The 26,382-nt window shown below is 73.2% G+C and carries 28 protein-coding genes; 16 read left to right on the top strand and 12 right to left on the bottom strand.

All coding sequences use genetic code 11. The features are described 5' to 3' along the window. A complete protein-coding gene (locus tag GQ466_RS11715) occupies positions 1–735 on the bottom strand; it encodes a LuxR C-terminal-related transcriptional regulator (RefSeq protein ID WP_161102897.1) in 735 nt (244 codons plus the stop codon). Between the two features lie 147 nt (positions 736–882). Here GQ466_RS11715 and GQ466_RS11710 point away from each other — a divergent pair, with 147 nt between their 5' ends. Next, positions 883–1,752, top strand: coding sequence for a biotin--[acetyl-CoA-carboxylase] ligase (locus GQ466_RS11710; protein WP_161102896.1), 870 nt, complete (start codon positions 883–885; stop codon positions 1,750–1,752). 46 nt (positions 1,753–1,798) lie between these two features. Next, positions 1,799–2,821, top strand: coding sequence for an adenylate/guanylate cyclase domain-containing protein (locus GQ466_RS11705; RefSeq protein ID WP_161102895.1), 1,023 nt, complete (start codon positions 1,799–1,801; stop codon positions 2,819–2,821). On the opposite strand, the gene bfr is transcribed toward GQ466_RS11705, so the two are convergent. Then, complete coding sequence (bfr, locus tag GQ466_RS11700) at positions 2,814–3,311, bottom strand: bacterioferritin (protein ID WP_161102894.1); 498 nt, start codon at positions 3,309–3,311, stop codon at positions 2,814–2,816. The genes GQ466_RS11705 and bfr overlap by 8 nt on opposite strands. Positions 3,312–3,375: 64 nt before the next feature. Further along, positions 3,376–3,585, bottom strand: coding sequence for a (2Fe-2S)-binding protein (locus tag GQ466_RS11695; RefSeq protein ID WP_161102893.1), 210 nt, complete (start codon positions 3,583–3,585; stop codon positions 3,376–3,378). Positions 3,586–4,016: 431 nt separating this feature from the next. On the opposite strand from GQ466_RS11695, the gene GQ466_RS11690 reads away from it, so the two are divergent. Together GQ466_RS11690 and GQ466_RS11685 are read left to right on the top strand one after the other, a co-directional pair. Then, complete coding sequence (locus GQ466_RS11690) at positions 4,017–4,688, top strand: response regulator transcription factor (protein WP_019629095.1); 672 nt, start codon at positions 4,017–4,019, stop codon at positions 4,686–4,688. 98 nt (positions 4,689–4,786) lie between these two features. After that, complete coding sequence (locus GQ466_RS11685; protein WP_161102892.1) at positions 4,787–6,064, top strand: ATP-binding protein; 1,278 nt, start codon at positions 4,787–4,789, stop codon at positions 6,062–6,064. Here GQ466_RS11685 and GQ466_RS11680 read toward each other — a convergent pair. Further along, entirely contained in the window at positions 6,048–6,545 is a 498-nt protein-coding gene (locus GQ466_RS11680) for a GtrA family protein (protein WP_337193427.1), read from the bottom strand. The two genes, GQ466_RS11685 and GQ466_RS11680, sit on opposite strands and share 17 nt — an antisense overlap. 267 nt (positions 6,546–6,812) lie before the next feature. On the opposite strand from GQ466_RS11680, the gene GQ466_RS11675 reads away from it, so the two are divergent. After that, positions 6,813–7,979: a 5-(carboxyamino)imidazole ribonucleotide synthase gene (locus tag GQ466_RS11675; RefSeq protein WP_378186361.1), complete on the top strand. Its 1,167-nt coding sequence runs from the start codon at positions 6,813–6,815 to the stop codon at positions 7,977–7,979. Next, positions 7,976–8,467, top strand: coding sequence for a 5-(carboxyamino)imidazole ribonucleotide mutase (purE, locus tag GQ466_RS11670; protein WP_161102890.1), 492 nt, complete (start codon positions 7,976–7,978; stop codon positions 8,465–8,467). The genes GQ466_RS11675 and purE overlap by 4 nt, the downstream gene beginning before the upstream one ends. 94 nt (positions 8,468–8,561) lie before the next feature. Here the strand turns inward: purE and GQ466_RS11665 are convergent, their stop codons facing one another. The 3 genes from GQ466_RS11665 to GQ466_RS11655 form a co-directional block, all read right to left on the bottom strand. Further along, entirely contained in the window at positions 8,562–8,975 is a 414-nt protein-coding gene (locus tag GQ466_RS11665; protein WP_161102889.1) for a CoA-binding protein, read from the bottom strand. A gap of 39 nt (positions 8,976–9,014) precedes the next feature. Continuing rightward, the gene (locus GQ466_RS11660) at positions 9,015–9,590 is read right to left on the bottom strand and encodes a Uma2 family endonuclease (protein WP_161102888.1); all 576 of its coding nucleotides are present in this window, start codon (positions 9,588–9,590) and stop codon (positions 9,015–9,017) included. 80 nt (positions 9,591–9,670) lie between these two features. Continuing rightward, on the bottom strand, positions 9,671–11,005 hold the full coding sequence (locus GQ466_RS11655) for a UDP-glucose dehydrogenase family protein (protein ID WP_161102887.1): 1,335 nt from the start codon (positions 11,003–11,005) through the stop codon (positions 9,671–9,673). Between the two features lie 79 nt (positions 11,006–11,084). Here GQ466_RS11655 and GQ466_RS11650 point away from each other — a divergent pair, with 79 nt between their 5' ends. Next, complete coding sequence (locus tag GQ466_RS11650) at positions 11,085–12,254, top strand: acyl-CoA dehydrogenase (protein ID WP_161102886.1); 1,170 nt, start codon at positions 11,085–11,087, stop codon at positions 12,252–12,254. 1 nt (position 12,255) lies between these two features. Here the strand turns inward: GQ466_RS11650 and GQ466_RS11645 are convergent, their stop codons facing one another. After that, positions 12,256–13,905, bottom strand: a complete 1,650-nt coding sequence (locus GQ466_RS11645) for an LCP family protein (RefSeq protein WP_161102885.1) — start codon at positions 13,903–13,905, stop codon at positions 12,256–12,258. A gap of 300 nt (positions 13,906–14,205) precedes the next feature. On the opposite strand from GQ466_RS11645, the gene GQ466_RS11640 reads away from it, so the two are divergent. Together GQ466_RS11640 and GQ466_RS11635 are read left to right on the top strand one after the other, a co-directional pair. Then, complete coding sequence (locus GQ466_RS11640; RefSeq protein WP_237417853.1) at positions 14,206–15,165, top strand: glycosyltransferase family 2 protein; 960 nt, start codon at positions 14,206–14,208, stop codon at positions 15,163–15,165. Between the two features lie 74 nt (positions 15,166–15,239). Next, entirely contained in the window at positions 15,240–16,022 is a 783-nt protein-coding gene (locus GQ466_RS11635; protein ID WP_161102883.1) for a hypothetical protein, read from the top strand. Here GQ466_RS11635 and GQ466_RS11630 read toward each other — a convergent pair. Beyond that, positions 16,019–16,771 (bottom strand): glycerophosphodiester phosphodiesterase family protein, encoded by a 753-nt coding sequence (locus tag GQ466_RS11630; RefSeq protein WP_161102882.1) that lies wholly within the window; start codon positions 16,769–16,771, stop codon positions 16,019–16,021. The genes GQ466_RS11635 and GQ466_RS11630 overlap by 4 nt on opposite strands. Further along, complete coding sequence (gene ispD, locus GQ466_RS11625; RefSeq protein ID WP_161102881.1) at positions 16,768–17,466, bottom strand: 2-C-methyl-D-erythritol 4-phosphate cytidylyltransferase; 699 nt, start codon at positions 17,464–17,466, stop codon at positions 16,768–16,770. Before ispD ends, GQ466_RS11630 begins: the two co-directional genes overlap by 4 nt. Positions 17,467–17,545: 79 nt before the next feature. On the opposite strand from ispD, the gene GQ466_RS11620 reads away from it, so the two are divergent. From GQ466_RS11620 to GQ466_RS11590, 7 genes are all read left to right on the top strand, one after another. Continuing rightward, on the top strand, positions 17,546–18,913 hold the full coding sequence (locus GQ466_RS11620; RefSeq protein ID WP_161102880.1) for a CDP-alcohol phosphatidyltransferase family protein: 1,368 nt from the start codon (positions 17,546–17,548) through the stop codon (positions 18,911–18,913). Continuing rightward, on the top strand, positions 18,910–19,107 hold the full coding sequence (locus tag GQ466_RS11615; protein ID WP_161102879.1) for a hypothetical protein: 198 nt from the start codon (positions 18,910–18,912) through the stop codon (positions 19,105–19,107). Before GQ466_RS11620 ends, GQ466_RS11615 begins: the two co-directional genes overlap by 4 nt. Beyond that, positions 19,104–19,712: a DUF5941 domain-containing protein gene (locus GQ466_RS11610; RefSeq protein WP_161102878.1), complete on the top strand. Its 609-nt coding sequence runs from the start codon at positions 19,104–19,106 to the stop codon at positions 19,710–19,712. The genes GQ466_RS11615 and GQ466_RS11610 overlap by 4 nt, the downstream gene beginning before the upstream one ends. Next, complete coding sequence (locus tag GQ466_RS11605; RefSeq protein WP_161102877.1) at positions 19,709–20,440, top strand: phosphocholine cytidylyltransferase family protein; 732 nt, start codon at positions 19,709–19,711, stop codon at positions 20,438–20,440. Before GQ466_RS11610 ends, GQ466_RS11605 begins: the two co-directional genes overlap by 4 nt. A 79-nt stretch (positions 20,441–20,519) precedes the next feature. After that, a complete protein-coding gene (locus GQ466_RS11600; RefSeq protein ID WP_161102876.1) occupies positions 20,520–21,593 on the top strand; it encodes an iron-containing alcohol dehydrogenase family protein in 1,074 nt (357 codons plus the stop codon). Continuing rightward, positions 21,583–22,422, top strand: coding sequence for a CDP-alcohol phosphatidyltransferase family protein (locus tag GQ466_RS11595; protein WP_161102875.1), 840 nt, complete (start codon positions 21,583–21,585; stop codon positions 22,420–22,422). The genes GQ466_RS11600 and GQ466_RS11595 overlap by 11 nt, the downstream gene beginning before the upstream one ends. Before the next feature lie 85 nt (positions 22,423–22,507). Further along, positions 22,508–23,362, top strand: a complete 855-nt coding sequence (locus GQ466_RS11590; protein ID WP_161103842.1) for a glycosyltransferase family 2 protein — start codon at positions 22,508–22,510, stop codon at positions 23,360–23,362. Here the strand turns inward: GQ466_RS11590 and GQ466_RS11585 are convergent. Further along, a complete protein-coding gene (locus tag GQ466_RS11585) occupies positions 23,355–25,835 on the bottom strand; it encodes a HelD family protein (RefSeq protein ID WP_161102874.1) in 2,481 nt (826 codons plus the stop codon). The two genes, GQ466_RS11590 and GQ466_RS11585, sit on opposite strands and share 8 nt — an antisense overlap. A 60-nt stretch (positions 25,836–25,895) precedes the next feature. Continuing rightward, positions 25,896–26,372, bottom strand: coding sequence for an SRPBCC family protein (locus tag GQ466_RS11580; protein ID WP_161102873.1), 477 nt, complete (start codon positions 26,370–26,372; stop codon positions 25,896–25,898). Positions 26,373–26,382: the final 10 nt, after the last annotated feature.

Genomic DNA, 26,382 nt, shown 5'->3' with positions numbered 1-26,382 from the left:
TCAGCCCCCGTCGCGCGGCACCGGCCACCGGGACAGCTCCGGCGGCGTCGCGCCTACCTCCACGAGCCTGCTCTCGTAGGCGTAGATGACGACGGCGACGCGGTTGCGCAAATTCAGTTTGTTCAGCAGGTTCTGCACGTGCGATTTCACGGTGCTCTCGCTCAGCGAAAGGTCCTTGGAAATCTCGGCGTTCGTTCGGCCGCGCGCGAGAAAGCGCAGGACGTCCAGTTCCCGTTCCGTCATCCCGACCGCGCCCGCCGGGCCGTGCGCCGGGCCGCCCGCGCTCGGCGCGACGGGCGCGGCGAACGAGTACCCCGCCGCGAGCATCCGGACGGCGGCGCGGAAATCCTCGGGCTCGCAGCTCGTCAGCAGCACGCCCGCCCGGTCCGGCGGGACGCACGGGACATGTCCTGGCATGTCGCTGAGCAGCAGAAATCGGCCTGACCAAGAGGGATGCTCAGTGCGCAGCCGGCCCGCGACCCGCGCGGGCTCGGCCCGGCCGTCGAGCTGCCCGAGGACGAGCACGTCCGGCGCGAGCGCGGCCACGGCCCGCGTGAGCGTCGCGTAGTCGTGCGCCTCGCCGACGAGCGCGAGGTCGGGGGACCGTTCGACGCTCTCGCGCAGGCCCGCTCGCAGCAGGCCGCGCCGGTCGCCGACGAGGATCGTGACCGTACGGTTCCTCCGCTCCTCGACGCCCCGCCGTTCGACGCGGACGGAATCCACCGGTGCTCGCATGTGATCGAACCTCGAAATACACGCTCGATGACCAGTGCCAGGCCATTGAACCCGTGTGGTCGACACCGAGTCAAGGCCGACTTGACGGATGAATTCGGGTGGCCGCCCGGTCCGGACGCCGCCGGACCCATGAGGTTGGATGGGGAGATGAGCGAGTCACCGTACGCCGACCTCGACCGGCCGCCGCTGCACGAGGCCGCGCTGCGCCGGGCGCTGCTGCGTCCCGGCGGGCTGTGGACGGACCTGCGCGTCGTCCCCGAGACCGGCTCCACGAACGCCGACCTGGTCGCCGCCGCGAAGAACGGCGCGCCGGAGGGAAGCGTGCTCGTCACCGAGGCGCAGACGGCCGGGCGCGGGCGCCTCGGCCGCGTCTGGACGGCCCCGCCGCGCTCGGGCCTGACGTTCTCGCTGCTCGTCCGCCCGGACGTGCCGGTCACCCGGCTGAGCTGGGCGCCGCTGCTGACCGGCGTGGCCGTCGCGACCGCCGTCCGCCGCGTCACCGCGGTCGGCGAGCGGGAGGACCGGTTCAGCTCCGGCGGCGGCAGCGCCGTGGACGCCCGTCTCAAGTGGCCCAACGACGTCCTCGTCGGTGACCGCAAGCTCGCCGGGATCCTGGTGGAGAAGCTCGGGGACGCGCTGATCGTCGGCATCGGGCTGAACGTGAGCCTGACGGCCGCGGAACTGCCCGTCCCGACCGCGACGTCGCTGCGCGCCGAGGGCGCCCCGCTCGCCGACCGCGCCCCGCTGCTGCGCGCGATCCTGCGCGAGTTCGAGACCCGGTACCGGGAGTGGACGCGGCACGGCGGCGATCCCGAGCCGTCCGGCCTGCGCGCCGCCTACACCGAGGTCTGCGCCACGCTCGGCCGCACCGTCCGGGTCGAGCTGCCGGGGGACCGGACGCTCACCGGACCGGCCCGCGACATCGACGACGAGGGCTGTCTCGTCGTGGCGGGCCCGGACGGCGACCAGAGCGTCAGCGCCGGAGATGTGGTCCACGTGCGACCCGCCGACAGCTGATCTGTCACGATATGTCGCGCAAGGGAACGGGCGGAGGGGGCAAACGATGTCACCGGAGTTGCCAGATCCCCGACATGTCGAAGAGATGCTGCTCGGCGGCGAGCTGCGCTACACGCGCCGGGACGCGGTGCGCCTGTCCGGCGTCACCCGCGAGTTCTCCGGCCGGGTCTGGCGCGCGTTCGGCTATCCCTCGATGCCGGACGACGCCGTCGCCTACACCGAGGGCGACGTCGCCGCGCTCGGCCGCATCCGCGCGCTGATCGACGACGGCGTGCTGGACGAGGACAGCGCGATCCGGCTCGTCCGGGCCTTCGGGCAGACGATGGCGCGGCTCGCCGAATGGCAGGTCAACCTGCTGGTGGCGATGATCGGCGACCGTCCCGACGACGCCCCGACCCCCGAGTCCGTCGACCGCATCCTGCGGATCGCCGAGGAGTACATCACCGACTTCGAGCCGCTCGTCCTGCACGCCTGGCGCCGCCAGCTCGCCGCCGCCAGCACCCGCGGCATCGCGGTCGCCGAGGCCCGGGGCGGCGAGGGCGGCCCGCTGCGCCCGCAGGTCGCGATCGGGTTCGCCGACATGGTCTCGTTCACCCAGATGAGCCGCGAGGTGGACGAGATCGAGCTCGCCCGCGTCGTGGAGTGGTTCGAGGAGACCGCGTCCGACATCATCGCCTCGTGCGGCGGCCGGCTCGTCAAGACGCTCGGCGACGAGGTGCTGTTCAGCGCCGAGACCCCGCGCGTCGGGGCGGAGATCGCGCTGACGATCGCCGCCGAGATCATGGACGAGACCGAGATCCCCGACGTCCGGGTCGGGGTGGCCTACGGTCCCGTCCTCGCGCTCATGGGCGACGTCTTCGGGACGACCGTGAACCTCGCCGCCCGGCTGACGTCGCTGGCCCGTCCGGGCACCGTCGTGGTGGACGAGGAGCTGGCGCGGCGGCTGGCCGCGTCCGACGAGCTGTCCCTGACCCGGATCGTCCGGCGGCCCGTGCGCGGGCTCGGGATCGTCCAGCCGTACGTGCTGCGCCGCTCCCCGCCCCCGGAGAAGCCCGCGGACGTCAGTTGACGCTCGTGACGTCCTTGCCCGGCGCCTCGGTGAGCCGCAGCAGGTAGTTCTGCTCGCCGAGCTGCTCGACCAGGTACAGCTCGGTCTCCAGGTAGTCGATGTGCTCCTCCTCGTCGCGGAGGATGTCCTCGAAGAGGTTGGCCGAGGTGATGTCGCCGCGCGAGCGCATCAGCTCGATGCCGGGCCGCAGCCGCGCGACGGCCTCCAGCTCGACCTCCAGGTCGGCGCGGAGCTGCTCGACGACGGTCTGCCCGATCCGCAGCGTGCCGAGCTTCTGGTAGTTCGGCAGTCCCTCCAGGAACAGGATCCGGTCGGTGATCCGCTCCGCGTGCCGCATCTCGTCGATCGACTCGTGGCGCGTGTGCGCGGCCAGCCGCGCGTACCCCCAGTTCTGCTGCATCTTCGCGTGCAGGAAGTACTGGTTGATCGCGGTGAGTTCGGCCGTGAGCTGCTCGTTCAGCAGCGCGATGATGTCCCTGTCGCCTTCCATAGCGGTTCATGCTCGCATGAGGCGACGTGTTTGGACAGGCACCGAGTGCCCGTGTCGCGCGGGTTCAGCCCGCGGCGGCGGAGACGGGCTCGCTGCCCGCCGGACGCTCGTCCCGCTGCTCGCCGAGCAGGCACGCGAGGCGCCGGGTGCACGAGCCGCAGCCGGGCTTCATGCCGCAGGCGGCCTTGACGTCGCGGACGGTCCGGCATGCGCCCCGGGCCATGTGGCTCCGGACGTCGTCCTCCGTCACGGCGTGGCAGACGCACACGTACATGGGGCGGGCGACCTCTCGGGTGGTGGACGTCGGCGCAGGTCAGAGCCTCGCCGCTAAGGTTAGGCTCCCCTAAGGTAACCGACGGATGCCCGTTCTGGCCAGTGGCCTCCCCTTCGGTGTGATGTACCCCCCACGGGAGCCGGGAGTCACCGCCGGGCCGTCCGGGACGTCCGGACTTGCCCCCGACACGCCGAAACGGGCGGTCCACGCGGCCCTTCTGGTGATGTTTCACGCAATGACGGTGCGCGGTGGCTGCCGGAAATGCCCGTTTCATGGACGCGCTCCGCCGGGCGACCGAGGGTAATAAATCCTGTCATCTGGGCATTCGGAGCAAGTTATCCGTGTTCGTGGAAGTACTACGAGTGGCAAACCGCAGGTCAAGAGCGCGGATCACGCCGGGAAACGTTCATGAATGGCCATACGATCGGTTCATGACCTCAGTACTGCTCGCCGAGGACGACACGTCCATCTCCGAGCCTCTCGCCCGTGCGCTGCGGCGCGAGGGGTACACCGTCGAAGTGAGCCCGGACGGGCCGCAGGCCCTGGAGCGGGCGCTCGGGGGCGGCGTTGATCTCATCGTCCTCGACCTCGGGCTGCCCGAGCTGGACGGGCTCGAAGTGGCGCGCCGGGTCCGTGCCGAGGGCCACGGGGTGCCGATCCTGATCTTGACCGCCCGGGCCGACGAGGTCGATACCGTCGTCGGGCTGGACGCCGGTGCCGACGACTACGTCACCAAGCCCTTCCGCCTGGCCGAGCTGCTGGCGCGCGTCCGCGCCCTGCTGCGCCGCGGGAGCACCGAGACCCCGATCGTGCAGGGCGTCCGGATCGACGCCGAGTCGCGCCGGGCCTGGATGGGCGACCAGGAACTCCAGCTCACCACCAAGGAGTTCGACCTGCTGCGCGTCCTCGTGCGCGACGCCGGCAAGGTCGTCACCCGAGAACAGATCATGCGCGAGGTGTGGGACACCAACTGGTGGGGCTCCACCAAGACCCTCGACATGCACATTTCCTGGCTGCGCCGCAAGCTCGGCGACGACGCCGGCAGCCCCCGCTACATCACGACCGTGCGGGGCGTCGGCTTCCGGTTCGAGCGCGGGGACTAGCCGCACCGTTCCCCTGGTCCCGCGGCCGGGCCCGCCGTCCCGAGCGGTGATCCCCGGCCCGGCCGCGCGGTCACGGCACAGATCCGAAGGAGCCCTCGATGAGGCGCCGACTGCTGCTGTCGACGCTCGCGGTGGCGATCGTCGCGATCCTGCTGCTCGGCATACCCCTCGCCTACGCCATGCACAGGCTCGTCTACGAGGAGGCCCGCCAGTCGCTCGGCCGGGAGGCCGCCTCGATCCTCGGCGGGGTCGCCCTGAACCTGGAGGCCCGGGAGAGATTGGACGAGCAGAAGATCGCACGCGCATATCCGGGCCGGTTCATCACCATCACGCTGCCGGACGGGCGGACGGTGACGGCGGGGCGCCGGCACAAGCGCGGCACGAACGTCCTCACCGCCGCCGGGACCGCGGGTCCGGTCCGGGTGCGGGTGGACCGTCCCGCCGCGGAGGTGCAGGACGAGGCGCTGCGCCAGCTCCTGCTGATCGGCAGCCTCGCCGCGCTCGGCGTGGCCGTCACGGTGGGCCTCGCGATGTTCCAGGCCCGCAAGCTGACGCTCCCGCTGGTCGACCTCGCCGAGACCGCCGACCGGCTCGGCAGCGGCAACGCCCGGCCGCGCCGCCGCCGCTACGGCATCCCGGAGGTGGACCGGGTCGCCGAGGTGCTGGACCGCAGCGCCGTCCGCATCGCCGACCTGCTGGCCGCGAGCCGCGAGTTCGCGTCCGACGCCAGCCACCAGCTCCGCACGCCGCTGACGGCGCTGTCGATGCGGCTGGAGGAGATGATCGACGCGGCGGACTACCCCGACGTCGTCCGGGAGGAGGGCGCGGCGGCCGTCGCGCAGGCCGAGCGCCTCGTCGCGGTGGTGGAGCAGCTGCTGGCGCGGGCGCGGCACGACCGCACCGGCGACGCCGTCGCCGCCCCGATCGACCGGATCATCGCCCAGCAGGTCGAGGAGTGGCGGCCGATCTTCCGCCGCGACGGGCGGGACCTGCGCGTCACCGGCGACGACGGGCTCGTCGGCCTGACCAGCCCGGAGGGGCTGTCGCAGATCGTCGCGACGCTGCTGGACAACTCGCTCGTCCACGGCGCGGGGACGGTCACGATCAGCACCAAGCAGGGCGCCAGCTCGGTCGTCGTGGAGATCGGGGACGAGGGGCCGGGCATCCCGCCGGAGCTGGAGGCGCGGGTCTTCGAGCGGAGCGTGAGCAGCGGGAAGGGGACCGGGCTCGGGCTCTACCTCGCGCGCTCGCTGGCCATCGTGGACGGCGGTCGGCTCGAACTGATCAACTCGCGGCCGGCGGTGTTCGGGGTGTTCCTGCGTCCGGCGGCGGACGCGCTGCTGGCCGTGGAGCGCGTCGTCAGCGGCCCGGCGTGATCGAGGTCGGACGGGAGAACTCGGCCTGGCCCTGCGGCGTCGGCCGCGAGAGCGGCCCGGGGACGGGCTGCGCGCCGGTGTCCGCGCCGTCCTCGGCGGGGAGGAACACCCAGCGCTTGTAGGACCAGTAGCGGAACAGGGTCGCGGCGGCCGTCCCGATGACGAGCGAGACGTTGTAGGCGACCGGTCCGCGCATCTCCAGCCCGAACTTGACCGCGCCCTGGAACAGCCAGGTGATCAGCAGCCCGACGCCGTTCAGCGCGAAGAAGATCACGTACTCGCGGCCGAGACCGGACTGGTCGCGGTGGCGGAACGTCCAGTAGCGGTTGGCGACGTACGCGAACGTGGCCGCGATGACGGTCGCGATGCCGGTCGACGTCAGCTCGCCGAGCCCGAAACCGAGGTGCAGCGCGTTGCCGACGCCGAACGTGATGACGGCGGAGATCGCGCCGATGCTGCCGAACTTCGCGAGCTCGTGCACGATGTGCGCGAATCGCCGGTAAAGATGGACGAGCCGACTCACGAAGCGTAACCGTCCTTCCGGCCCCCCGGCCGTGGTGAACTCCCCGGATGACAAGCTGGCGCCTTGTGGGCAAGGCACATTGAGAATAGACGCCCCGCGCGCCCGCTTCGGCGGAACGTCATAGGTCCCGTCGTGTTCCTCTCCGTCCGTCATGCCCGGTTCACTCACGGTCACGCGCCCGGGCGGACGACCTTTGGTGCTTCCCTGCGGATAACCTTGCTGTCCGTGACAGATGCAGTGCACGTCCCGGTGGTCGGGATGGCGGGCGGGGGACAGCTCGCCCGGATGACCCAGCAGGCGGCGATCGCGCTCGGCGTGCCGCTGCGCGTCCTCGCCGGGGACCCGGCGGAGTCGGCCGCGCAGGTGGTTTCGGACGTCCGGCTCGGCGACGACCGCTCCCTGCCCGACCTGCTCGCCTTCGCCAAGGGCTGCGACGTGGTCACGTTCGACCACGAGCACGTCCCCGGAGCGCACATCCAGGCCGTCGAGGCGGCGGGGGTTCCGTGCCGTCCGGGGCCGGACGCCCTGCTCAACGCGCAGGACAAGGGCGTGATGCGGGAGCGGCTGAGCGCGCTCGGCGTGCCGTGCCCGGCGTTCGCGCGCGTCCCGGCCGACGACCCCGCCGGGTTCCTCACGGCGTTCGCCCGCGAGCACGGGTCCCCGTTCGTCCTGAAGGCGGCGCGGGGCGGCTACGACGGCAAGGGCGTCTGGGTGACCGGCGACGTCGAGCTGGCCGCGCGGCTCCAGGCCGAGGGCGTCGACCTCCTGGTGGAGGAGAAGGTGCCGTTCCGGCGGGAGCTGGCCGCGCTCGTCGCGCGCTCGCCGTACGGGCAGGGCGCCGCGTACCCGGTGGTGGAGACCGTCCAGGAGGACGGCATCTGCGTCGAGGTCATCGCGCCCGCCCCGGGCCTCTCGGAGGAGCGGGCCGCGCAGGCGCAGAGCCTCGCGCTGGACGTCGCCGAACGGCTCGGCGTGACCGGCCTGCTCGCCGTCGAGCTGTTCGAGACGGCGGACGGCGTGCTGGTCAACGAGCTGGCGATGCGCCCGCACAACTCCGGGCACTGGACGATCGACGGATCCCGGACGTCGCAGTTCGAGCAGCACCTGCGGGCCGTCCTGGACCTGCCGCTCGGCTCCACCGAGCCGACCGCGCCCTACACCGTCATGGCGAACGTGCTCGGCGGCGACGACCCGGACGTCTTCCCGCGCTACTTCCACGTGATGGCGCACGACCCGGGCGTCAAGATCCACCTGTACGGCAAGGAGTCGCGGCCCGGCCGCAAGATCGGGCACGTGAACGTGTCCGGATCCGACCTTGCGGACCTGCGGGAGCGCGCGCGGCACGCCGCCGACTTCCTGCGCTGGGGTCCGGCGATGGAGGGGAAGCGATGAGCCCGGTCGTGGGCGTGGTGATGGGCAGCGACTCGGACTGGCCCGTCATGGAGGCCGCCGCCGACGCGCTGGCGGAGTTCGACGTGCCGTTCGAGGCGGACGTCGTCTCGGCGCACCGGATGCCCCAGGACATGATCGCCTACGGTGAGTCCGCCGCCTCCCGCGGCCTCCAGGTGATCATCGCCGGCGCCGGCGGCGCGGCGCACCTGCCCGGCATGCTCGCTTCCGTGACCCCGCTCCCGGTGATCGGGGTCCCGGTGCCGCTGAAGTACCTGGACGGCATGGACTCGCTGCTCTCGATCGTCCAGATGCCCGCCGGCGTCCCGGTCGCCACGGTGGCCGTAGGCGCGGCGCGCAACGCGGGCCTCCTGGCGGTCCGCATCCTCGCCGCCTCCGACCCCGCGCTCCAAACCCGCATGCGCGACTTCCAACAGGACCTCTACGCCCAGGCCAAGGCCAAGGGCGAACGCCTCCGCAACTCCCTCTGACCCCGCCCGCCTCGCCCAAGCCGGGCAGTGGGCCCTGCCCGGGCGGGGCGGTGTGCTCGGTCTGAGTCGGGCAGGGCCTTTGGTCGGGCGGGGGTCAGCGCGGGGCGCGGCGGTGGCGTTCGACGGCGGGGCAGCGGTTCATGACGACGTCGAGCCCCGCAGCCTGCGCCCGCCGCGCGGCGTCCTCGTCGACGACGTCGAGCGGTGTCCAGACGGCCCCGGCGCCCGCCGCGACGGCCTGGTCGATCACCGCGCCCGCGAACTCCGACCGCCGGTAGACCGCGACGACGTCGATCGGCCCGGGCACCTCGTCCAGCGACGCGTACGTCGTCTCACCGAGCACGTCCTTCCGGTCGGGATGCACCGGAATGATCCGCGCCCCGGCGCGCTGCATCAACCGCGCCTGCCGGTACACCTCACGCAGCGGATTGCCGTCGAGCCCCACGAAGGCCCACGTCTTCGCTTCGAGCAGCTTCCCGATGACCACGTCGTCCGCGAACTCGCTCATACCCGAACCAACCCACCGCCCGCCCCGCCTGTTCCGGTGCTACGCGGTGATCTCGGACGGGCTGAACGCCACCTTCACGGGCTCGTCCAACTCGGCGATCTCGTCCCCGGTGACCTGGTGCGTCCGCCGGTAGACGTCGCCGTCCAGTTCGTAGGCCGTGAGCATGGGGATGTCGGCGACGTCGAAAATCCAGTAGTACTGGATACCGGCGAGCGCGTAGTCCTGGAACTTGAAATGGTGAACGGTGTTCCAGCTCCCACTTCGCGCCAACTGGACTTCAACGGCCAGAAGTACATCTTCGCCCGTCACCGCCCGCATGCGGTCCTTCTTTGCGCGGCGTGCGGCGTCTCGCGCGACGAGTGCGATGTCCGGCTGGTACAGGGTGTCGTCCGTGACGGCCACCGCGTAGCCTTCGCGCAGTACGTGGTCGGCGGGCACATGCGGGCGCAAGATATCCGTAATTTCCGCAATGCATTCTTCGTGAAGGATGCCGGGAACCATTCGGATCAGCCAGCCGTGAACAAGCTCGTACTGCCTGCCCTCTTCGGGCAATTCATCGAGATCCGCGATCGTATGGGGGCCACGCTCGTCACCGTAGTCATGGGCCGTGCTCATCGTCCCCCATTTCCTTGCAATCAGTGATGATCGCCCTGCATTGGGTGGCACTACGGTTCATCGTAGAACAGCACGGCTCGTCAGGGGCGGCCGAGGGCTCGGTAGGTCCAGCCGGCGGCGCGCCAGGTCTCGGGGTCGAGGGCGTTGCGGCCGTCGACGATCTTGCGTTCGGCGACGACGCCGGCGAGGGTCGCCGGGTCCATGTCGCGGAACTCCCGCCATTCGGTGAGGAGCAGGACGGCGTGGGCGTCGCGGACGGCGTCGAGCGCGGACGAGCCGAATTCGAGTGTCGGCTGCGCGCGGCGGGCGTTCTCCATCGCCTGCGGGTCGTAGACGGTGACCTTGGCGCCCTGCGCGCGGATCGAGGCCGCCACGTCCAGGGCGGGGGAGTCGCGGACGTCGTCGGAGTTCGGTTTGAAGGCCGCGCCGAGGACGCCGACCGTCCGGCCGATGAAGGAGCCGCCGAGCAGGTGGCGGGCCAGGTCGACCATGCGGATGCGGCGGCGGATGTTGATCTCGTCCACCTCGCGCAGGAAGGTCAGGGCCTGGTCGACGCCGAGCTCGCCCGCGCGGGCCATGAACGCGCGGATGTCCTTGGGCAGGCAGCCGCCGCCGAAGCCGAGGCCGGGGCCGAGGAACTTGCCGCCGATCCGGTCGTCGTGGGAAAGGGCCTCCGACAGCTTGGTCACGTCGGCGTGCGCGGCCTCGCAGACCTCCGCCATCGCGTTGATGAAAGAGATCTTGGTGGCCAGGAACGCGTTCGCCGACACCTTGACCAGCTCGGACGTCGCGTAGTCGGTCGTGATGAACGGCGTCCCGACCGCGAGCGGGTTCGCGTACACCTCGCGCAGCGCCCGCTCGGCGCGCTCGGCGGACTCGGGGTCGGGCGGCAGGCCGACGACGATCCGGTCCGGCCGCTCGGTGTCCTGGACGGCGTAGCCCTCGCGCAGGAACTCGGGGTTCCAGGCGAGCAGGACGTCGTCCCCGGCGGGCGCGAGCTTGGCGACCCGGGCGGCGAGCCGCGCGGCCGTCCCGACCGGGACGGTCGACTTCCCGACGATGATCGCCGGGCGGCGCAGCAGCGGCGCGAGCGCGGTCACGGCGTCCTCGACGTAGGTGAGGTCGGCCGCGTACTCGCCGGCCCGCTGCGGGGTGCCGACGCACAGGAAGTGGACGTCCCCGAACTCGGCCGCCTCCTCCACCGACGTCGTGAAGCGCAGCCGCCCGTTCTCCAGGCCCCGGCGCAGCAGCGGCTCCAGCCCGGGCTCGTAGAACGGCAGGTCGCCGGCCGCGAGCCGCGCGACCTTGCCCGCGTCCACGTCGAGCCCGACCACCTCGAACCCGAGGTCGGCCATGCACGCGGCGTGGGTCGCACCCAGGTAGCCGGTCCCGATGACCGTCAGGCGAAGCGCCAAGGCGACTTCCTTTCTCTGCCGTGTCTCCCTGCGGAGACGGGCCGGTACGGCCCTACTACTCCCGGGTAGCATTCCCCGTATGAGTTCCGACTTTCCTGCTTACGCGCCGTCGGAGGAGCACGAACTGCTCCGGCGGACGGTGCGCGAGCTCGCCGACGCCAAGATCGCCCCGCACGCCGCGGAGGTCGACGAGGAGTCCCGGTTCCCGCAGGAGGCGCTGGACGCGCTGGTGCAGAACGACCTGCACGCCGTCCACGTCCCGGAGCAGTACGGCGGTGCCGGCGCCGACGCGCTGGCCACCGTGATCGTGATCGAGGAGGTGGCGCGCGCGTGCGCGTCGTCCTCGCTGATCCCGGCGGTCAACAAGCTCGGCACCGTTCCGGTGCTGCTGTCCGGATCGGACGAGCTGAAGAAAAAATATCTGACTCCGGTGGCGCGCGGCGAGGCGATGTTCTCCTACGCGCTCTCCGAGGCCGACGCGGGCTCGGACGCGGCGGGCATGAAGACCCGCGCGGTGCGCGACGGCGACCACTGGGTGCTGAACGGCGCCAAGATGTGGATCACCAACGCCGGGGTGTCGGAGTACTACACGGTCATGGCCGTGACGGACCCGGGCAAGGGCGCGCGCGGCATCTCGGCGTTCGTCGTGGAGAAGTCCGACGAGGGCGTGTCGTTCGCGCCCAAGGAGCGCAAGCTCGGCATCAAGGGGTCCCCGACGCGCCAGGTGCTCCTGGAGAACGTCCGGATCCCCGCCGACCGGATCATCGGCGCCGAGGGCACCGGGTTCAGGACCGCGCTGGCCACGCTGGACCACACGCGCATCACGATCGCCGCGCAGGCGCTCGGGATCGCGCAGGGCGCGCTGGACTACGCGCTCGGCTACGTCAAGGAGCGCCGCCAGTTCGGGAAGCCGATCGCCGACTTCCAGGGCGTCCAGTTCATGCTGGCCGACATGGCGATGCGGCTGGAGGGCGCGCGGCAGCTCACCTACCACGCGGCGATCAAGTCCGAGCGGGCGTTCCACGGCGAGACCGTCCCGGACCTGACGTTCGTGTCGTCGGCGTGCAAGGCGCTGGCCTCCGACGTCGCGATGGACGTGACGACCGACGCCGTCCAGCTCCTCGGCGGCTACGGCTACACCCGCGAGTTCCCGGTCGAGCGCATGATGCGCGACGCGAAGATCACCCAGATCTACGAGGGCACCAACCAGATCCAGCGCATGGTCATCGCGCGCCAGCTCCTCAAGTAGGTCACTTGCAGAGCTTCTTGGTGGCGGTGTCGGTCTGCAGCGTGTCCGCGGACGGCGTCGCCGCCGGGGCCGGGGCGGAGCCGAGCTTCGGCTTCTGCGCGCCGTCCCAGTCCGAGCCGACCAGCACCTGCACGCGCGACCCGAGCGCGGCGACCTTCTTGGTCTTCGCGCCGGGCAGCGCGGCGGCGAGGGTCTTGGCCGCGTCCTCCTGACCTGGGCCGTACTGGATCTGCGTGTGGGCGAGGCCGCGCCGCGCCACGCCCGGCACGACGACCGTCTTGAACCCGACGTCCCGCAGGTCGCCGGCGGCGCGCGCCGCGAGGCCCTGCGTCCCGACCGCGTTCAGCACCCGGACGGTCATCGCGGACGGCCGGACGGTCGGCAGGTCGGACGCGGGCGCGGACGGCGACGCCGACGGGCTCGCCTTCGGCTCCGGCGCGAGCGGCCGGTCCCGGCGGAGGCGGGAGAACAGGTCGTCGGCGCGGTGGTCGTCCCACAACACCGTGGACTGCGGCGTCGCCGCGTTCCACAGGATCGCGTTGTAGTTGTCGTTGGCGAGCGGCACCTTCGCGAACGTGACGCTGTCGGTGGACAGGTCCTGCATCTGGTTCGCGAGCTTCGGCAGGTTCTTGGCCAGCTTGTCGTCGACCCGCAGCGATTTCAGCGCGGCGTTGAGGAACCGCGCCGACTTCACCGGGTCGCTCAGCGTCTTGGACGACAGCGCCTGCTTCATCATCTGCGCCAGGAGCTGCTGCTGCCGGTCGATGCGGCCGAGGTCGCTGCCGCCGGTGAGCGTGTACCGGGCGCGGGAGTAGCCGAGCGCCTTCAGACCGTCCAGATGGGACTTGCCCGCGGGTAGCTTCAGGCCGCTCTTGGCGTCGTCGATGGGCTGCTCGGTGCAGACGTCCACGCCGCCGAGCGCGTCCACCATGTTCACGAAGCCGTAGAAGTTGACCTCGACGTAGTGGTCGATCGGGACGCCGGTCGCCTGCTTGATCGTCTTGACCGTCAGGTCCGGGCCGCCGAACTGGTACGCCCAGGTCAGCTTGCCGCGCCGGGCCGGGACCTGCGCGCCCTTCGCGCCCTCGGTGCCGTTCGACCGGTGGCTCGGGATCATGACGTTGGAGTCGCGCGGCAGGCTCACCACCGACACCTTGTCGTGGTCCTGGGAGATGTGGACGAGCAGCATCGTGTCCGACCGCTCGCCCGCGTCGTGCCCGAGCTTCGCGGCCCGCTGCTGCTCGCGGGTCAGGCCCTCGCGGCGGTCGACGCCCGCGACGAGGATCGTCATCGCGCCCTTCGGCCCGCCGTCGGAGCCGAGCCCGCCCACCGACACCCGGTCGATCGCACCGGTCACGTAGTTCTGGAACGCCCACGCGCCGCCCGCCGTGAGCAGCACGAACGCCGACATCACGCCCGTCGTCGTGAGGAACCGGCGCTGCCGCCGGGCCGCGACCGCCGCGCGCGGGCTGAGCGTCGGGCCCGGCCGGCGCGGGCCGCGCGGCGTCTCCACCGACACCCGGGGCGCGGGCGCGCCGTCGATCATGACGCCCTCGCCCGGGGCGTCGTCGGCGGGCGCGCCGCCCGGACGCGGCCGGAAGTAGCGCTCCAGCGGGTCGGCGCCGTCCCCCGCGTCGTGCCGGTCTGCCATGCCGCCCGCCGCCTCCTGGAATCGCCGGTCGTGGAACGCGAACGCAGACCACTTTAAGGTGGGGAAGGGCGGACCGTTCGTTACCCAGGGCCTGTGTCCCCTTCTTCCGGTAACGTTGCGCCGTCTCGACCGCACCCGGCGCTGCCGGGGCCGTGGACGCCAGTGAGCAAGAGAGGAATGGGGCGAACCACGCCCGCGAGTATGAATCCGTCTCCCCACGCGCAGAGCGCCCACCCGGACCGGGAACCGGGCGCAGGTTCGGCCGCGGGCGACCGCACCTGGCCCGCCGTTTCGGTGATCATGCCCGTTCTCAACGAGGAGCGTCACCTCACCGACGCCGTCCGGCGCATCCTCGACCAGGACTATCCGGGCGAACTGGAACTCGTGCTGGCCGTCGGGCCGTCCCGGGACCGCACGGAAGAGATCGCGTCCCGGCTGTCGGCCGAGGATCCGCGGCTCGTCGTCGTCCCGAACCCGACCGGACGCACCCCCCAGGGCCTCAACATCGCGATCAAGGCGTCCCAGTACTCGATCATCGTCCGGGTGGACGGGCACTCGCTGCTGCCCGGCGACTACGTCCGCGCGGCGGTCGAGACGATGGAGGAGACCGGGGCGGACAACGTCGGCGGGATCATGGCCGCCGAGGGCACGACCCCGTTCGAGAAGGCCGTCGCGTGCGCGATGACGTCCAAGCTCGGCGTCGGCAACGCCCGCTTCCACACCGGCGGCGAGCCCGGCGAGGTCGAGACCGTCTACCTCGGGACGTTCCGCCGCAGCGCGCTGGAGCGCGTCGGTTACTACGACGAGACGTTCGTCCGCGCGCAGGACTGGGAGATGAACCACCGCATCCGGCAGACGGGCGGGCGGATCTTCTTCACGCCCCGGATGCGCGTGACGTACCGTCCCCGGCCGAACCTGCGCGCGCTCGCCCGGCAGTACTTCCACACCGGGCGCTGGCGGCGCGTCGTCGGCCGCGAGCACCAGGGGACGCTGAACATCCGCTACCTCGCGCCGCCGTTCGCCGTCGCGGGGATCATCGTCGGGACGATCGCCGGCGCGGCCGGGTTCTGGCCCGCGTTCGTCCTGCCTGGCGGCTACGCCCTCGCGATCATCGCGGGCGCGGCCGTGGAGGGGCGGGGGCTGCCGTTCTCAGCGTGGCTGCGGCTGCCGCTCGTCCTCGCGACGATGCACCTGTCGTGGGGCGTGGGCTTCCTGACGAGCCCGCCGCGCCTCGGCCAGCCGACTCCCGCCAAACCCTGAACCTGCGGGCTGGGCCTGGCGTCTGACCTCCTGGGACGGAATCATGACGATTCGTCCGGCTAAGGAGGTCGTCCATGTCGAACGGAACGCGGCACGCCCTGGGCGTGGTCGCCGGTGTCCTGGTGACGGTGGTCAGCCTCGGCTGCGTCCTCTTCGCGCTCGACCGGGCGCAGCGGATGTACGTGTACTTCCGGCTGGAGCCCGGTGACAAGGCGCTGGTGACGCTCGCCCTCGTCGTCGCGGGGCTGCTGATCGGGCTCGCGATGGGGTCGCGGCTGTCGCCGTTCGCGTCGCTGGTGCCCGGCGTCGTGTTCGGCGCGGTCGGGCTCGTGTACGTGCTCGCGCCGACGCAGGCGCTGCGCTGGTCCGTGCACGTCAAGCCCGCACGGTACGCGCGCGAGTTCACCACGCTCGGGACGCTCGGGGTCTTCCTGCTGCTCGGCACGGCGCTGTTCGTCGCGTCGCTGGCGCCGTCGCGCTGGCAGGGACGGCGGCGTCCCGCGCACGGCGGCGCGCTGCCCGGCGGACGCCCGCTGGCGCCGCACCCGCACCAGGCCCGGCACCAGGCCCCGCCGCCCGCGCTGCCGCAGTACGGCGCGCCGCGCGCGCCCGAGGCGCCGCAGCCCTACGCGCCGCCCGCCGGGTTCGCGCCGCCGTCCGGCGCGCCCGAGGGGCAGCCGTTCACGCCGCCCGCGTCCGAGGCGCCGCCGCCCTACACGCCGCCCGGGGCGCCGCAGCCGCACACGCCGCCGTCCGCGCCCGAGGCGCCGCCCGCCGCGCCGCCCCCCGGGCGCAAGCCCGGGGACGAGGAGGAGCCCGGCGAGTGGACGCGGATGTACGGCGGCCCGAACCGCTAGCGGCCGAGCGCCGCGAGCACGCCGGGGACCTCGTTGACGACCATCGCGTCCACCCCGGCGTCGGCGTAGCGCGCTGCCTCGGCGGCCTTCGGGCACCAGACCATGACGTCGAGCCCGGCCTTGTGCGCCGTCGCGACGTTGTGCTCCAGCGACCGCAGCCGCGTGTCGGGGTGCTCGAACCCGCAGGACGCGGTGTGCAGCGCGACGGCCTGGAGCCCGAGCCCGGCGGCGGCCGACACGCCGTGCCAGAGCGGGAACCGCAGCCAGGTCAGCAGCCCGACCGGCACCTCGGGCAGCTCGTCGCGCAGGAACACGAGCAGGCCGGGGTCGAACGACGTCACCATCAGCCGCCGCCGCTTGGCCTCGCGCCGCAGCAGCGGCAGCAGGAGCGCGCCGGTGCGCCGGGACGGGGCGTCCACGGCGTCCTCCAGGACGGTCTTGACGTCCAGATCCAGCGCGATGTCGGTCGGCGTCGCCGCGAAGATCTCCTCCAGCGACGGCAGGCCCGACGCCTCGGCGGTGCCCTCCACGAGGAAGTTCCCGTCCGGCCCGGTCGGGTCGTGGCGCAGGACGAGCCGGTCGTCGGACGTGCGGGTCACGTCGATCTCGACCCACGACAGGCCGGTCTCGGCGGCGGCCAGGATCGAGGCGAGGGTGTTCTCGGCGACCGTCCCGCGTCCGGGGACCGGGACGTCGCCCGAGCCCGCGCCGCGATGGCCGATGACGGTGGGAGTCTGCTCGAAGATCACACGGTCTCCGTCTCGGTGGCGAGGTGTTCGGCGATGACGATGTCGAGGGGGTGGGTGACCTTGAGGTTGCGCTCGTCGCCCGCCACGACGCGGATCGGGACGTCCGGCAGGTAGCGGTGGACGATGCCGCAGTCGTCGGTGGCGTGCAGCGCCGGGTCGGCGAGCGCGCGGTCGTAGGCGGCGCGGATGACGCCGAGCCGGAAGCCCTGCGGCGTCTGGAACCGGACGAGCGTGTGCCGCGCCGGCATCGCGGCGACCGTCCCGTCGGCGATCTCCACGATCGTGTCGGCGGACGGGACGCCGACGGCGACGGCGTCCGCGTCGTCCAGCGCGGCGAGCACCCGGTCGATGGTGGCGGCGTCCACGAACGGACGGGCCGCGTCGTGGAACAGGACCTTCGCGTCGGCGGGCTCGTCGGCCAGCGCGGTGAGCGCCGCGACGGTCGACGCCGTCCGCGTGTCGCCGCCCTCGACCACGGCGGCGACCTTGCCGTAGGGGGCGGTCAGCGCGGCGGCGGCGCGCAGGTGCCCGGCGGCCATGACCACGACGACCGCGTCCACGCCGGGATGGGCGTCGAACGCGGCGACGGCGAGGGACAGGATGGGCCGCCCGCCGACCTCCAGGAACTGTTTCGGACGGCCCGCGCCCATCCGCTGCCCGATCCCGCCCGCCAGCACCACGGCGACCGTTCGCATCGACATCTCCCGGGGCTCTCGTGACCGAACCGCTACGCTGTGCATCCGTGTGCGACGAGACCGCCGGGCGGAGGCGCCGATGACCGTGGCCGTGATCGTCGCGACCGCGCGGGACGCCGACCCGGCCGCGCTGACCGGCCTGGTGGACGCCCTCGCCGGCAGGCTCGCCGTCCTCAACGTACCGGACCAGCGCGTCCTGGCCCGTCCGGACGTCGCGCGGGCGCTGCGCGCCGCCGGCCGGGCCGTGACCGAGTGCGCCGGTGAGACCGCCGTGCTGCGGGAGATCGCGCGGCTGGCGCGGACGGCGCATGACGGGCTCGCGGTGCTGCCCGGCGACCTCGCGACGGGTGATGAGGTGCTGGCCCGGCTGCTGGCGGCGCGGGGCGCGGGCGCGCTGACCGTCCCGCCCGCCGACGGAACGGTCCCGGTCCGCACGAACGCGGGCCTCGTGGTCGCGGCGGGCTCGGCGACGCACCGCGTGACGGCCCCGGACGGCGGCTTCCCCGGCGCGCTCTACGTCTCCGGCGACCGGGCGGGCTTCCTCGCCGTCCTCGCCGACCGCATCGCGGGGCTCGTGGACGACGGTGTGCTGCGCGTCCAGGACCCGGTGCCGCTGCTGCTCGTCGGGCTCGTCCGGGCGGGGGAGCCGGTGACCGCGTGCCCGGCGGGCGCGCTGCCCTGCCTGCGCCCGCGCACCGGGGAGGCGGCGCGCGCGGCGCTGCGGGCCGTCGCCGCCGCCGACGAGGACGCCGCCCGGCTCGCCGCCGCCGTCCGCCGCGACGACGGGTCGCTGCCCGCCCGCGCGGTCGGCGCGCTCAGCCCGCGCTTCGTCCGGTGGGCGGCCGGACGGGGCCTGACGCCGCACGCCGTCACGGGCCTGTCGGCGGTCGCGGCGGCGCTCGCCGCGCTCTGGTTCTCCGGCGGCGACCGCGCCGGACTCGTCGTCGGCGGCGCGCTGCTGCTCGTCGCGTTCACGCTGGACTGCGCGGACGGCCAGCTCGCCCGCTACACCGGCACCGCCACCCCGTTCGGCGCCTGGCTGGACGCGACGGCCGACCGGGGCAAGGAGGCCCTCGCCTACGCGGGCCTGGCGGTCGGCGCCGCCGACCCCGGCGTGTGGCGGCTCGCGGCGGCGGCCCTGGTGCTGCCCGCCGTCCGGGAACTGATCGCCGTGCGCGCCCCGCGCGGCCCCCGCGCGCGGTCGATCGTGGACCCGTTCGACGCGACCGTCCCCGAACCGGGCGGCGACTGGCTGCGGCGCCTGATCGTCCTGCCGTCCGGAGAGCGGTTCGTGCTGGTAGCGATGCTCGCAGCAGCGACCGACGCCCGCCGCGCCCTGGCGGTACTGGTCGCCTGGAACGCCGTAGCGGCGGCCTACGCCCTCGCCGCGCGCCTCGCCCGCTCGCCCGCCCGCCGCCCATCCACCGCCCGAATGGCCACCCGATGACTCCCACCACGCCCACTCCCACGCCCGCCGCTCCCGCAACGCTCGCCGTCGCGCTCGTCGCGCCCACTCCCGCGCTCGTCCCCACGGCTCTCGCCTCGCCCTCCGCGTCCGTCGCGCCCGCGTCCGTCGCGCCCGCGTCCGCGTCCGCCGCGACCTCTGCTGGGCTCGCCGTCGTGACGGGGGTCGTGCGATGACCGCCGCAGTGTCCGCTGTGCTCAGCCAGCGTGATGATGGGCCGCTCTGCCGGGCGCTGGGGCGCGCGGCGCGCGGTCAGATTCCGCCGCTGCCCGGCGCGCTCGTCGCGCTGGCCGCGACGGCGGTGCTGCTCGCCGCCGGGATCGGCGCGGAGCACGGGGTCGCGCTGTTCGCTCCCGTGGTCGTCCTGCTGCTCACCGGCCCGGCCGCCGGGCATGCCCATGATGGGCGCATCGACTGGCTTGTCCCGCCCATCGTGCGCGCGATCGAGTATGGTTACCTCGCTGTCCTGGGGTTCGCACAGGGCGTTCGGCCGCCGTTCATCTTCGTGCTGCTCGCCGTGCTCGCGTTCCACCACCACGACATCGTGTACCGCGCCCGCCAGGGGCTCCGGACGCCGGAGCGGGCCGTCCTCGCCGGACTCGGCTGGGAGGGCCGGATGCTCGCGGCGGCCTTCGCGGGCCTCTTCGGGCATCTTCCGTTCGCGTACGCTTCCCTCGCCGTCTACCTTGGCGTGGTGTTCGCCGCCGCGAGCGTCCGCACCTGGGCGCGGGCCGGTCGGGACGGCGGCATGACGATCGACCGTGAGGAAGGGAAAGCATGATCGGGATGGTGCTGGCGGCGGGAGCCGGCCGCAGACTACGGCCCTACACCGACACGCTCCCGAAGGCGCTCGTGCCGGTGGACGGCGACACCACCATCCTCGACATCGCCCTCGGCAACCTGTCCGCGGTCGGTCTCACCGAGATCGTGATCGTCGTCGGTTACTGCGCGCAGGCCGTCGAGGAGCGCAAGGCGGCGCTGGAGGAGCGGTACGGCGTGTCCATCACGCTCGTCCACAACGACAAGGCCGAGGAGTGGAACAACGCCTACTCCATGTGGCTCGCCCGGGAGCACTTCGAAAAGGGCGTCCTCATGGTGAACGGCGACACCGTCCACCCGGTCAGTGTCGAGAAGACCCTGCTCGCCAACCGCGGCCCTGACATCCTGCTCGCGGTGGACGACGTCAAGAAGCTCGCCGACGAGGAGATGAAGGTCATCCTCGACGACGCCGGCCACCTGAGCCGCATCACCAAGCTCATGGACCCGGCGGACGCCGCCGGCGAGTACATCGGCGCGACGCTCATCGAGCCCGCCGCCGCCGAGGCCCTCGCGGACGCCCTCAAGGCGACCTGGGAGGCCGACCCGGACCAGTACTACGAGGACGGCTACCAGGTGTACGTCGACCGGGGCGCGAAGATCGCCGTCGCGCCGATCGGGGACGTGGCCTGGGTCGAGGTCGACAACCACGACGACCTGGCGAAGGCCCGCACGATCGCCAAGACCTACTGACCCGCGTCCGGGGCGCCGCCGCGTCCCGGACCGGACCGCACGGACGACGTTTCCCGGCCGCGCGCCGAGAGGGAGGCCCATGCCCCTGCTGACACGGATGCTCACCGCGCCGCTGTCCATCGACGTCCGGCGCGGCGCCGTGGTCGGCCTCGGCGAGCTGCTCGCCGACCGCCGCATCGCCACCGAGGGCCGCGTCGCCATCGCGGTCGGCCCTGGGCAGGGCGAGAAGATCGCCGACGACGTCCGCGCGTCGCTGGCCGCCTGCGAGGTCTTCCAGGTGGAGAGCGGCACGGTCGACGCGGCGGTCGCGCTCGGCTCCAAGCTGCGCGCCGGGTCGTACGAGGCCGTCGTCGGGATCGGCGGCGGACGCACCATCGACGCCACCAAGTACGCCGCGACGCTGTCGGGCATCCCGATGGTGTCGGTCGCGACGAACCTGTCGCACGACGGGATCTGCTCGCCGGTCGCGTCCCTCACCCATGAGAAGGGCAAGGGGTCGTTCGGTGTCGTCATGCCGCTCGCGATGGTGGTGGACCTCGACTACGTCCACGCGGCGCCGCCCCGGCTCGTCCGGGCCGGGATCGGGGACGTGGTCAGCAACCTTTCCGCCGTGGAGGACTGGCTGCTCGCGTCCGAGAACGTGGGCGAGCAGATCGACCGGATGGCGCTGACCGTCGCGCGGACCGCCGCCGAGGCCCTGCTGCACCAGCCCGGGACGATCGACTCCGACCGGTTCCTGACCGTCCTCGCCGAGGGCCTGGTGCTGTCGGGGCTGGCGATGTCGTTCGCGGGCGACTCGCGACCCGCGTCCGGCGGCGACCACGAGATCCTGCACGCGATCGACCAGCTCTACCCCGGCACGGCCAACCACGGCGAGCTGGCGGGGATCGGCGCGGCGTTCTGCTACCACCTGCGCGCGACGCACCTCGGCGACGGCGCGGACCGTCTCGCCGACATCGTCGCCTGCCTGGACCGGCACGGCCTGCCGAAGCTGCCCGAGGACGTCGGCCTCACCGCCGAGGAGTTCACGGCGGCCGTCCGGTACGCTCCGCGCACCCGCCCCGGCCGCTATACGATCTTGGAGCATCTCGACCTCGACGAGGCTGCGACGCGCAAGGCGGTGGAAGAGTATGTCCAGGCGCATGGAGGCTGACCGCGAGGCGGCGCCGGACGCGCGGCCGTCCCGCCGGACGGCCCGGGTCGCCGACGTCCGGCGGCACGGGCAGCCGCCGGGCCTGAAGGATCGCCGCAACGAGGAGCACTGGGCCGGGCGCCTTTACATGCGGGCGCTGTCGCCGTACTTCGCGTGGGCGGCGCTGCGCGTCGGGTTCTCCCCGAACCAGCTCACCTACCTGATGATCGTGAGCGGCGTGCTCGCCGGGTTCGTCGTCTCGCTGCCCGCCACGGGCACGGCGGCGCTGTGGACGGCGCTCGGCGGCGCCGTCCTGATCCAGCTCTACCTGCTGCTCGACTGCGTGGACGGCGAGGTCGCCCGCTACCTGCGGCAGACGTCGGTCGGCGGCGTGTTCCTCGACCGCATCGGCCACTACCTGTCCGAGGTCGCGCTGCTCACCGGGCTCGGGTTCGCCGCCCAGGGCGACTGGACGACCGGCGGCTACGTCGAACTCGGGCTGCTCGCGGCGCTCGGCGCGGCGCTGATCAAGGCCGAGACCGACAACGTCGTGGTCGCGCGCGCCAAGTCCGGGCTGCCGGCCGATCCGACCGGCGGCGACCGGGCGCTGCGGCCCCGCTCGACGCGCATCGCGCTCGCCCGCCAGGCCGCGTCGATGCTGAAGTTCCACCGCATCATCGGCGCGGTCGAGCTGTCGCTGCTGATCCTCGCGGCGGCCGTCCTGGACGTCCTGCTCGGCACCGACACCCCGGCCGCGATGCGGGTCCTCGCCGTGGTCGTCGCAGTGGTCGCGGTCCTGCAGACGCTGTTGCACCTCGTCAGCATTCTCGCCTCCCGGAGATTGAACTGAAAGGCCCGTTTTGACGACCCCGCAGGACCAGATCGGCACTCCCCCGGACCGTGCGAGCGGCCTGTTGAGCGTGGTCGTGCTGACGATGGGCAACCGGCCCGCCGAGCTGGCGCGCGCGGTGCGCAGCGCCCTGGAGCAGGAGCACGTCGAGATCGAGGTCGTGCTCGTCGGGCAGGGCGTCCCGGGCGACTGGCGGCCCGGTGACGACGAGGTGTTCGAGGACAAGCGGGTCGTGCTCGTCCGGCTGCCCAAGAACGTCGGGATCCCGGCGGGCCGCAACCGGGGCGTCGAGGCGTCGTCGGGCGACATCGTGCTGTTCCTGGACGACGACGGCTGGTACCGGTCGACGCGGCTCGGCGCGCACCTGCGGGACCGGTTCGCCGCCGACCCGACGCTCGGCGTCGTGTCGTTCCGCGTCCGCGACCCCGAGGGCGGCCGGGGCGAGCGGCGGCACGTCCCTCGGCTGCGGGCGGGGGACCCCGAGCGGTCCTCGGCGGCGACGACGTTCCTCGGCGGCGCGTGCGCGGTCCGCCGGACGGCGTTCGACGCGGGCGGCGGCCTCCCGGAGGACTTCTTCTACGCCCACGAGGAGACCGACCTCGCCTGGCAGATCCTCAACGCGGGCTACCGGATCGTGTACGACGCGTCGGCGGTGATGTTCCACCCGTCCGTGCTGCCGACGCGGCACGAGATGTTCTACCGCTACAACGCGCGCAACCGGGTGTGGCTGGCGCGCCGCAACCTGCCGTGGCCGCTGGCGCTGACGTATCTGGCGATCTGGATCGCGATGACCGTGCTGCGCGAGCGGCGGCCGAGCGCGCTCAAGCCGTGGTTCGCCGGGTTCGCCGAGGGCTGGCGCAAACCCGCCGGGCCGCGCCGGCCGATCTCGTGGAAGACGGCTTGGCGGATGACCCGCACCGGCCGTCCCCCGATCATCTGAGCCGGTCCGCCCAGGCGTCCTCGGCGGTGAGGACGTCCAGCCGTTGCGTCGCGCGTGACACCGCCACGTAGAGGACGCGCAGGCCGCGCGGGGACTGCGCGGCGACGGTCTCCGGCGCGGCGATCACGGCGGCGTCGAACTCCAGACCCTTGGCCTCCAGGACGTCCAGCACCTGGACGCGTTCGGGCAGCCCGTCGGCGAGCCGGGCGCGGACCTCGTCGGTCCAGTCGGCGCCGTCGGGCAGGGGGACGATCACGCCGATCGTGCCGTCCACCTCGTCCAGCAGCCGCTCGGCCGACGCGCGGACGGCCGCCGCCAGCTCCCCGGCCGGGACGACCCGGATCCGCGGCTCGATGCCCGACGTGCGGACGGCCCGCGCCGGACGGGCCTCGGGCAGCGCCAGCGCGAGCACCCGCGCCGACACCGCCGCGATCTCCGTCGAGTTGCGGTAGTTCGTGGTCAGCTCGTACTCGTGGCGGGTGCGGCGGGGCTCCTCGCGGCGCGGCTTGCGGCCCCGGCGCGCCTTGCCCGCCCGGCCCGTCGCGCCGCCGCCGAGCGCGGCCTCCATCGCCTGCCGGGCCGCGTCCAGGTCCTCCCAGGCCGACTGCGCCGGGTCCTCCACGACCGTCCAGCTCGCCTGGCGGCCCCGGCGGCCGAGCATCCGCCACTGCATCGGGGACAGGTCCTGCGCCTCGTCCACGACGATGTGACCGTACTCGGGACGTTCCTCGACCACGCCGTCGTCCACCCGGCGGGCGCGTTCCAGCCGCTCGATCGAGCTGGTGACCTCGCGGAAGTCGGGGTCGGCGTCGTCCTCGGCGGCGACCTCCTGGCCGGTGAGGATGTTGACGCCGTCCACGACGAACGGGTCGTCCTCGTCGGCCGGACGGCGGGCGGGACGGGGCGGCGGGCCGAGCAGCGCGTCCAGCTCGTCCAGCAGCGCGACGTCCTGGTAGCTCGCGCGGCCGGGAAGGTCCGCCCACGACGCGGCGAGCGGCGCGACGATCGAACGCTCCACCTCGCGACCCGCCACACGGCGCAGCCGGTCGGCGTCGCCCAGCGCGGCGAGGACGTCCACCGGCCGCCGGATCGGCCACCACGCGACGAGGAAGTCGGTGAACGCCCGCTGCCCCCGGACGCGCGCGTCGAAGTCGGCGCGGCTCCCGGCGGCGGGCCGCGCGCCGCCCCGGTCGGACGGCGCGTCGATCTCCCCGAGGCCCTCGGCGGCGAGCAGCGCCCCCCACACCGCCGAGCCGTCCTCCTGCGCGGCCTCCTCGGCGGCGCTGCGGCCCCCGGCGTCGCAGAACACCTGCCACAGCGCGTCCAGCAGCGCGCCCGCGACCCGTCCGCGCGCGCCGTTCACCGCGCCCCGGTTGCGGCGGTGCAGGTCGGCGCGGAGCCGGTCGAGCCGGGCGCGGTCCAGCGCGACGACGATGCCCCGGTAGACGACGCGCAGCTCGCCGGGGGCGTCCGGCGCCGGGTCCGCGACCGCGCGGCGCAGCACCGGGATCATGGTCTCGGCGCCCTTCAGGCGGGCGAGCTCGGGGGTGTCGTGCACGGTCGCGGTGACGCCGGGGACGAGGTCGCCGAGGGATCGCAGCGACGCCGAGCCCTCGCCGAGCGACGGCAGCACGCGCTCGATGTAGGCGGTGAACCGGCGGTTCGGGCCGACGACGAGCACGCCCCGCGACCCGAACCGCCGGCGGTGCCGGAACAGCAGGTAGGCGACGCGGTGCAGCGCGACGGCCGTCTTCCCGGTGCCGGGGGCACCCCGGACGAGCACGGTCCCGTCGGCGGGGGCGCGGATGACCTCGTCCTGCTCGCGCTGGATCGTCGCGACGATGTCGCGCATCGCGCCCTCGCGGGTGCGGGCCAGCGACGCCAGGAACGCGCCGTCGCCGACGATCGTCAGGCCGTCGGCGGCGTCGGGGTCGAGGAGGTCGTCCTCCAGGTCGACGACGCTGTGGCCGCGCGAGTGCAGGACGCGCCGCCGGATCACGCCGCGCGGGTCCTCGGGGGTGGCGCGGTAGAAGTCCTCGGCGGCGGGGGCGCGCCAGTCGATGACGAGGGAGTCGTGCTCGCCCGTCCGGACGCCGATCCGCCCGATGTAGCGAACCTCGCGCCCGTTCTCGATCCGGACCGCGCCTTCTTCCGGGCCGAGAGGTCGGTCGGGGCCGGTTGGTTGGTCGGGGTCGGTTGGTCGGGGAGATGCGGTCGGTCGGGTGCCGGCAAGGTCGAGGCGGCCGAAGACGAGGCCGTCGTCGGCGATGTCGAGGGCCTGGGCGCGCAGCGCGGCCTGGTGGACCATCGCGTCCCGGTCCACCAGGGAGCCCTTGGTGCCGGCCAGCGACTGCCGGTAGCCCTCCCGCAGCAGGGCCTGCGCCTCGGCGCGCATCTCCTCAAGCCGCGCGTACGCCTGGTCGACGTACCGCTGCTCGGCGGCGATCTCCTGGTCCTTGACCGGCGACGGCATGGCGCGCTGCTCCTTGGCGAAAAGGCGTGAAGAGCAAGCTTATTCGGTGGCCGCCGAGCGTCAGGCGGCGCGTTCCACGGCCGCCTTGATCCGCGCGAGCGTGGCCCGCATCCCCACGCGGTTGTGCGCGGCGCGGTCCGGCGCGTTCACGCCGGTGAAGACGCGGCCGAGCAGCGAGACGAACCCGGCGCCCCGGTTGTCGCGCCGCAGGTCCTCCCAGTACTGGGCGAGCCGGACGGAGCCGTCGCCGATGTCCTCGATGCGGAAGCCCCACACCGCGACGGGGAGCCCGAAGCTCGTCACGCGGAACGCGTAGTTGCGGCCAGGCTCGGCGACGGTCACGTGGCAGTCGGTGAACCACACGCGCCAGCCGATGCGGTTGAAGCCGACGAACTTGCGTCCCTTCGCGCGGATCCAGACGGCGAACAGCTCCGGGCTCCAGCGCGGCATCCGGCGGGGGTCGGCGACGGCCGCGTAGACCGTCCGGGGCTTGGCCCGCACGACGACGCTCTCTTCGGCCACCCATTCGCGTTCCATGGCGCCTCCT

Origin of the sequence: Actinomadura rayongensis (genome assembly GCF_009831215.1) — a bacterium.
In the GTDB taxonomy this organism is placed as follows: Bacteria; Actinomycetota; Actinomycetes; order Streptosporangiales; family Streptosporangiaceae; genus Spirillospora; species Spirillospora rayongensis.
The sequence above is the reverse complement of the archived record's forward strand: the minus strand, read 5'-3'. Positions and strand labels throughout refer to the sequence as shown.

Bases quoted from the DNA above. Each gene is read 5' to 3' on its own strand.
- GQ466_RS11665 (WP_161102889.1), bottom strand. From the start codon at position 8,975: ATGAGCGAGTTCGCGGACGACGTGGTCATCGGGAAGCTGCTCGAAGCG.
- GQ466_RS11715 (WP_161102897.1), bottom strand. From the start codon at position 735: ATGCGAGCACCGGTGGATTCCGTCCGCGTCGAACGGCGGGGCGTCGAG.
- GQ466_RS11610 (WP_161102878.1), top strand. From the start codon at position 19,104: ATGACCGCCGCAGTGTCCGCTGTGCTCAGCCAGCGTGATGATGGGCCG.
- GQ466_RS11690 (WP_019629095.1), top strand. From the start codon at position 4,017: ATGACCTCAGTACTGCTCGCCGAGGACGACACGTCCATCTCCGAGCCT.
- GQ466_RS11645 (WP_161102885.1), bottom strand. From the start codon at position 13,905: ATGGCAGACCGGCACGACGCGGGGGACGGCGCCGACCCGCTGGAGCGC.
- GQ466_RS11580 (WP_161102873.1), bottom strand. From the start codon at position 26,372: ATGGAACGCGAATGGGTGGCCGAAGAGAGCGTCGTCGTGCGGGCCAAG.
- GQ466_RS11605 (WP_161102877.1), top strand. From the start codon at position 19,709: ATGATCGGGATGGTGCTGGCGGCGGGAGCCGGCCGCAGACTACGGCCC.
- ispD (WP_161102881.1), bottom strand. From the start codon at position 17,466: ATGCGAACGGTCGCCGTGGTGCTGGCGGGCGGGATCGGGCAGCGGATG.
- GQ466_RS11640 (WP_237417853.1), top strand. From the start codon at position 14,206: ATGCCCGTTCTCAACGAGGAGCGTCACCTCACCGACGCCGTCCGGCGC.
- GQ466_RS11600 (WP_161102876.1), top strand. From the start codon at position 20,520: ATGCCCCTGCTGACACGGATGCTCACCGCGCCGCTGTCCATCGACGTC.
- GQ466_RS11685 (WP_161102892.1), top strand. From the start codon at position 4,787: ATGAGGCGCCGACTGCTGCTGTCGACGCTCGCGGTGGCGATCGTCGCG.
- GQ466_RS11620 (WP_161102880.1), top strand. From the start codon at position 17,546: ATGACCGTGGCCGTGATCGTCGCGACCGCGCGGGACGCCGACCCGGCC.
- GQ466_RS11590 (WP_161103842.1), top strand. From the start codon at position 22,508: ATGGGCAACCGGCCCGCCGAGCTGGCGCGCGCGGTGCGCAGCGCCCTG.
- purE (WP_161102890.1), top strand. From the start codon at position 7,976: ATGAGCCCGGTCGTGGGCGTGGTGATGGGCAGCGACTCGGACTGGCCC.
- GQ466_RS11615 (WP_161102879.1), top strand. From the start codon at position 18,910: ATGACTCCCACCACGCCCACTCCCACGCCCGCCGCTCCCGCAACGCTC.
- GQ466_RS11695 (WP_161102893.1), bottom strand. From the start codon at position 3,585: ATGTACGTGTGCGTCTGCCACGCCGTGACGGAGGACGACGTCCGGAGC.
- GQ466_RS11660 (WP_161102888.1), bottom strand. From the start codon at position 9,590: ATGAGCACGGCCCATGACTACGGTGACGAGCGTGGCCCCCATACGATC.
- GQ466_RS11595 (WP_161102875.1), top strand. From the start codon at position 21,583: ATGGAGGCTGACCGCGAGGCGGCGCCGGACGCGCGGCCGTCCCGCCGG.
- GQ466_RS11710 (WP_161102896.1), top strand. From the start codon at position 883: ATGAGCGAGTCACCGTACGCCGACCTCGACCGGCCGCCGCTGCACGAG.
- bfr (WP_161102894.1), bottom strand. From the start codon at position 3,311: ATGGAAGGCGACAGGGACATCATCGCGCTGCTGAACGAGCAGCTCACG.
- GQ466_RS11635 (WP_161102883.1), top strand. From the start codon at position 15,240: ATGTCGAACGGAACGCGGCACGCCCTGGGCGTGGTCGCCGGTGTCCTG.
- GQ466_RS11585 (WP_161102874.1), bottom strand. From the start codon at position 25,835: ATGCCGTCGCCGGTCAAGGACCAGGAGATCGCCGCCGAGCAGCGGTAC.
- GQ466_RS11705 (WP_161102895.1), top strand. From the start codon at position 1,799: ATGTCACCGGAGTTGCCAGATCCCCGACATGTCGAAGAGATGCTGCTC.
- GQ466_RS11650 (WP_161102886.1), top strand. From the start codon at position 11,085: ATGAGTTCCGACTTTCCTGCTTACGCGCCGTCGGAGGAGCACGAACTG.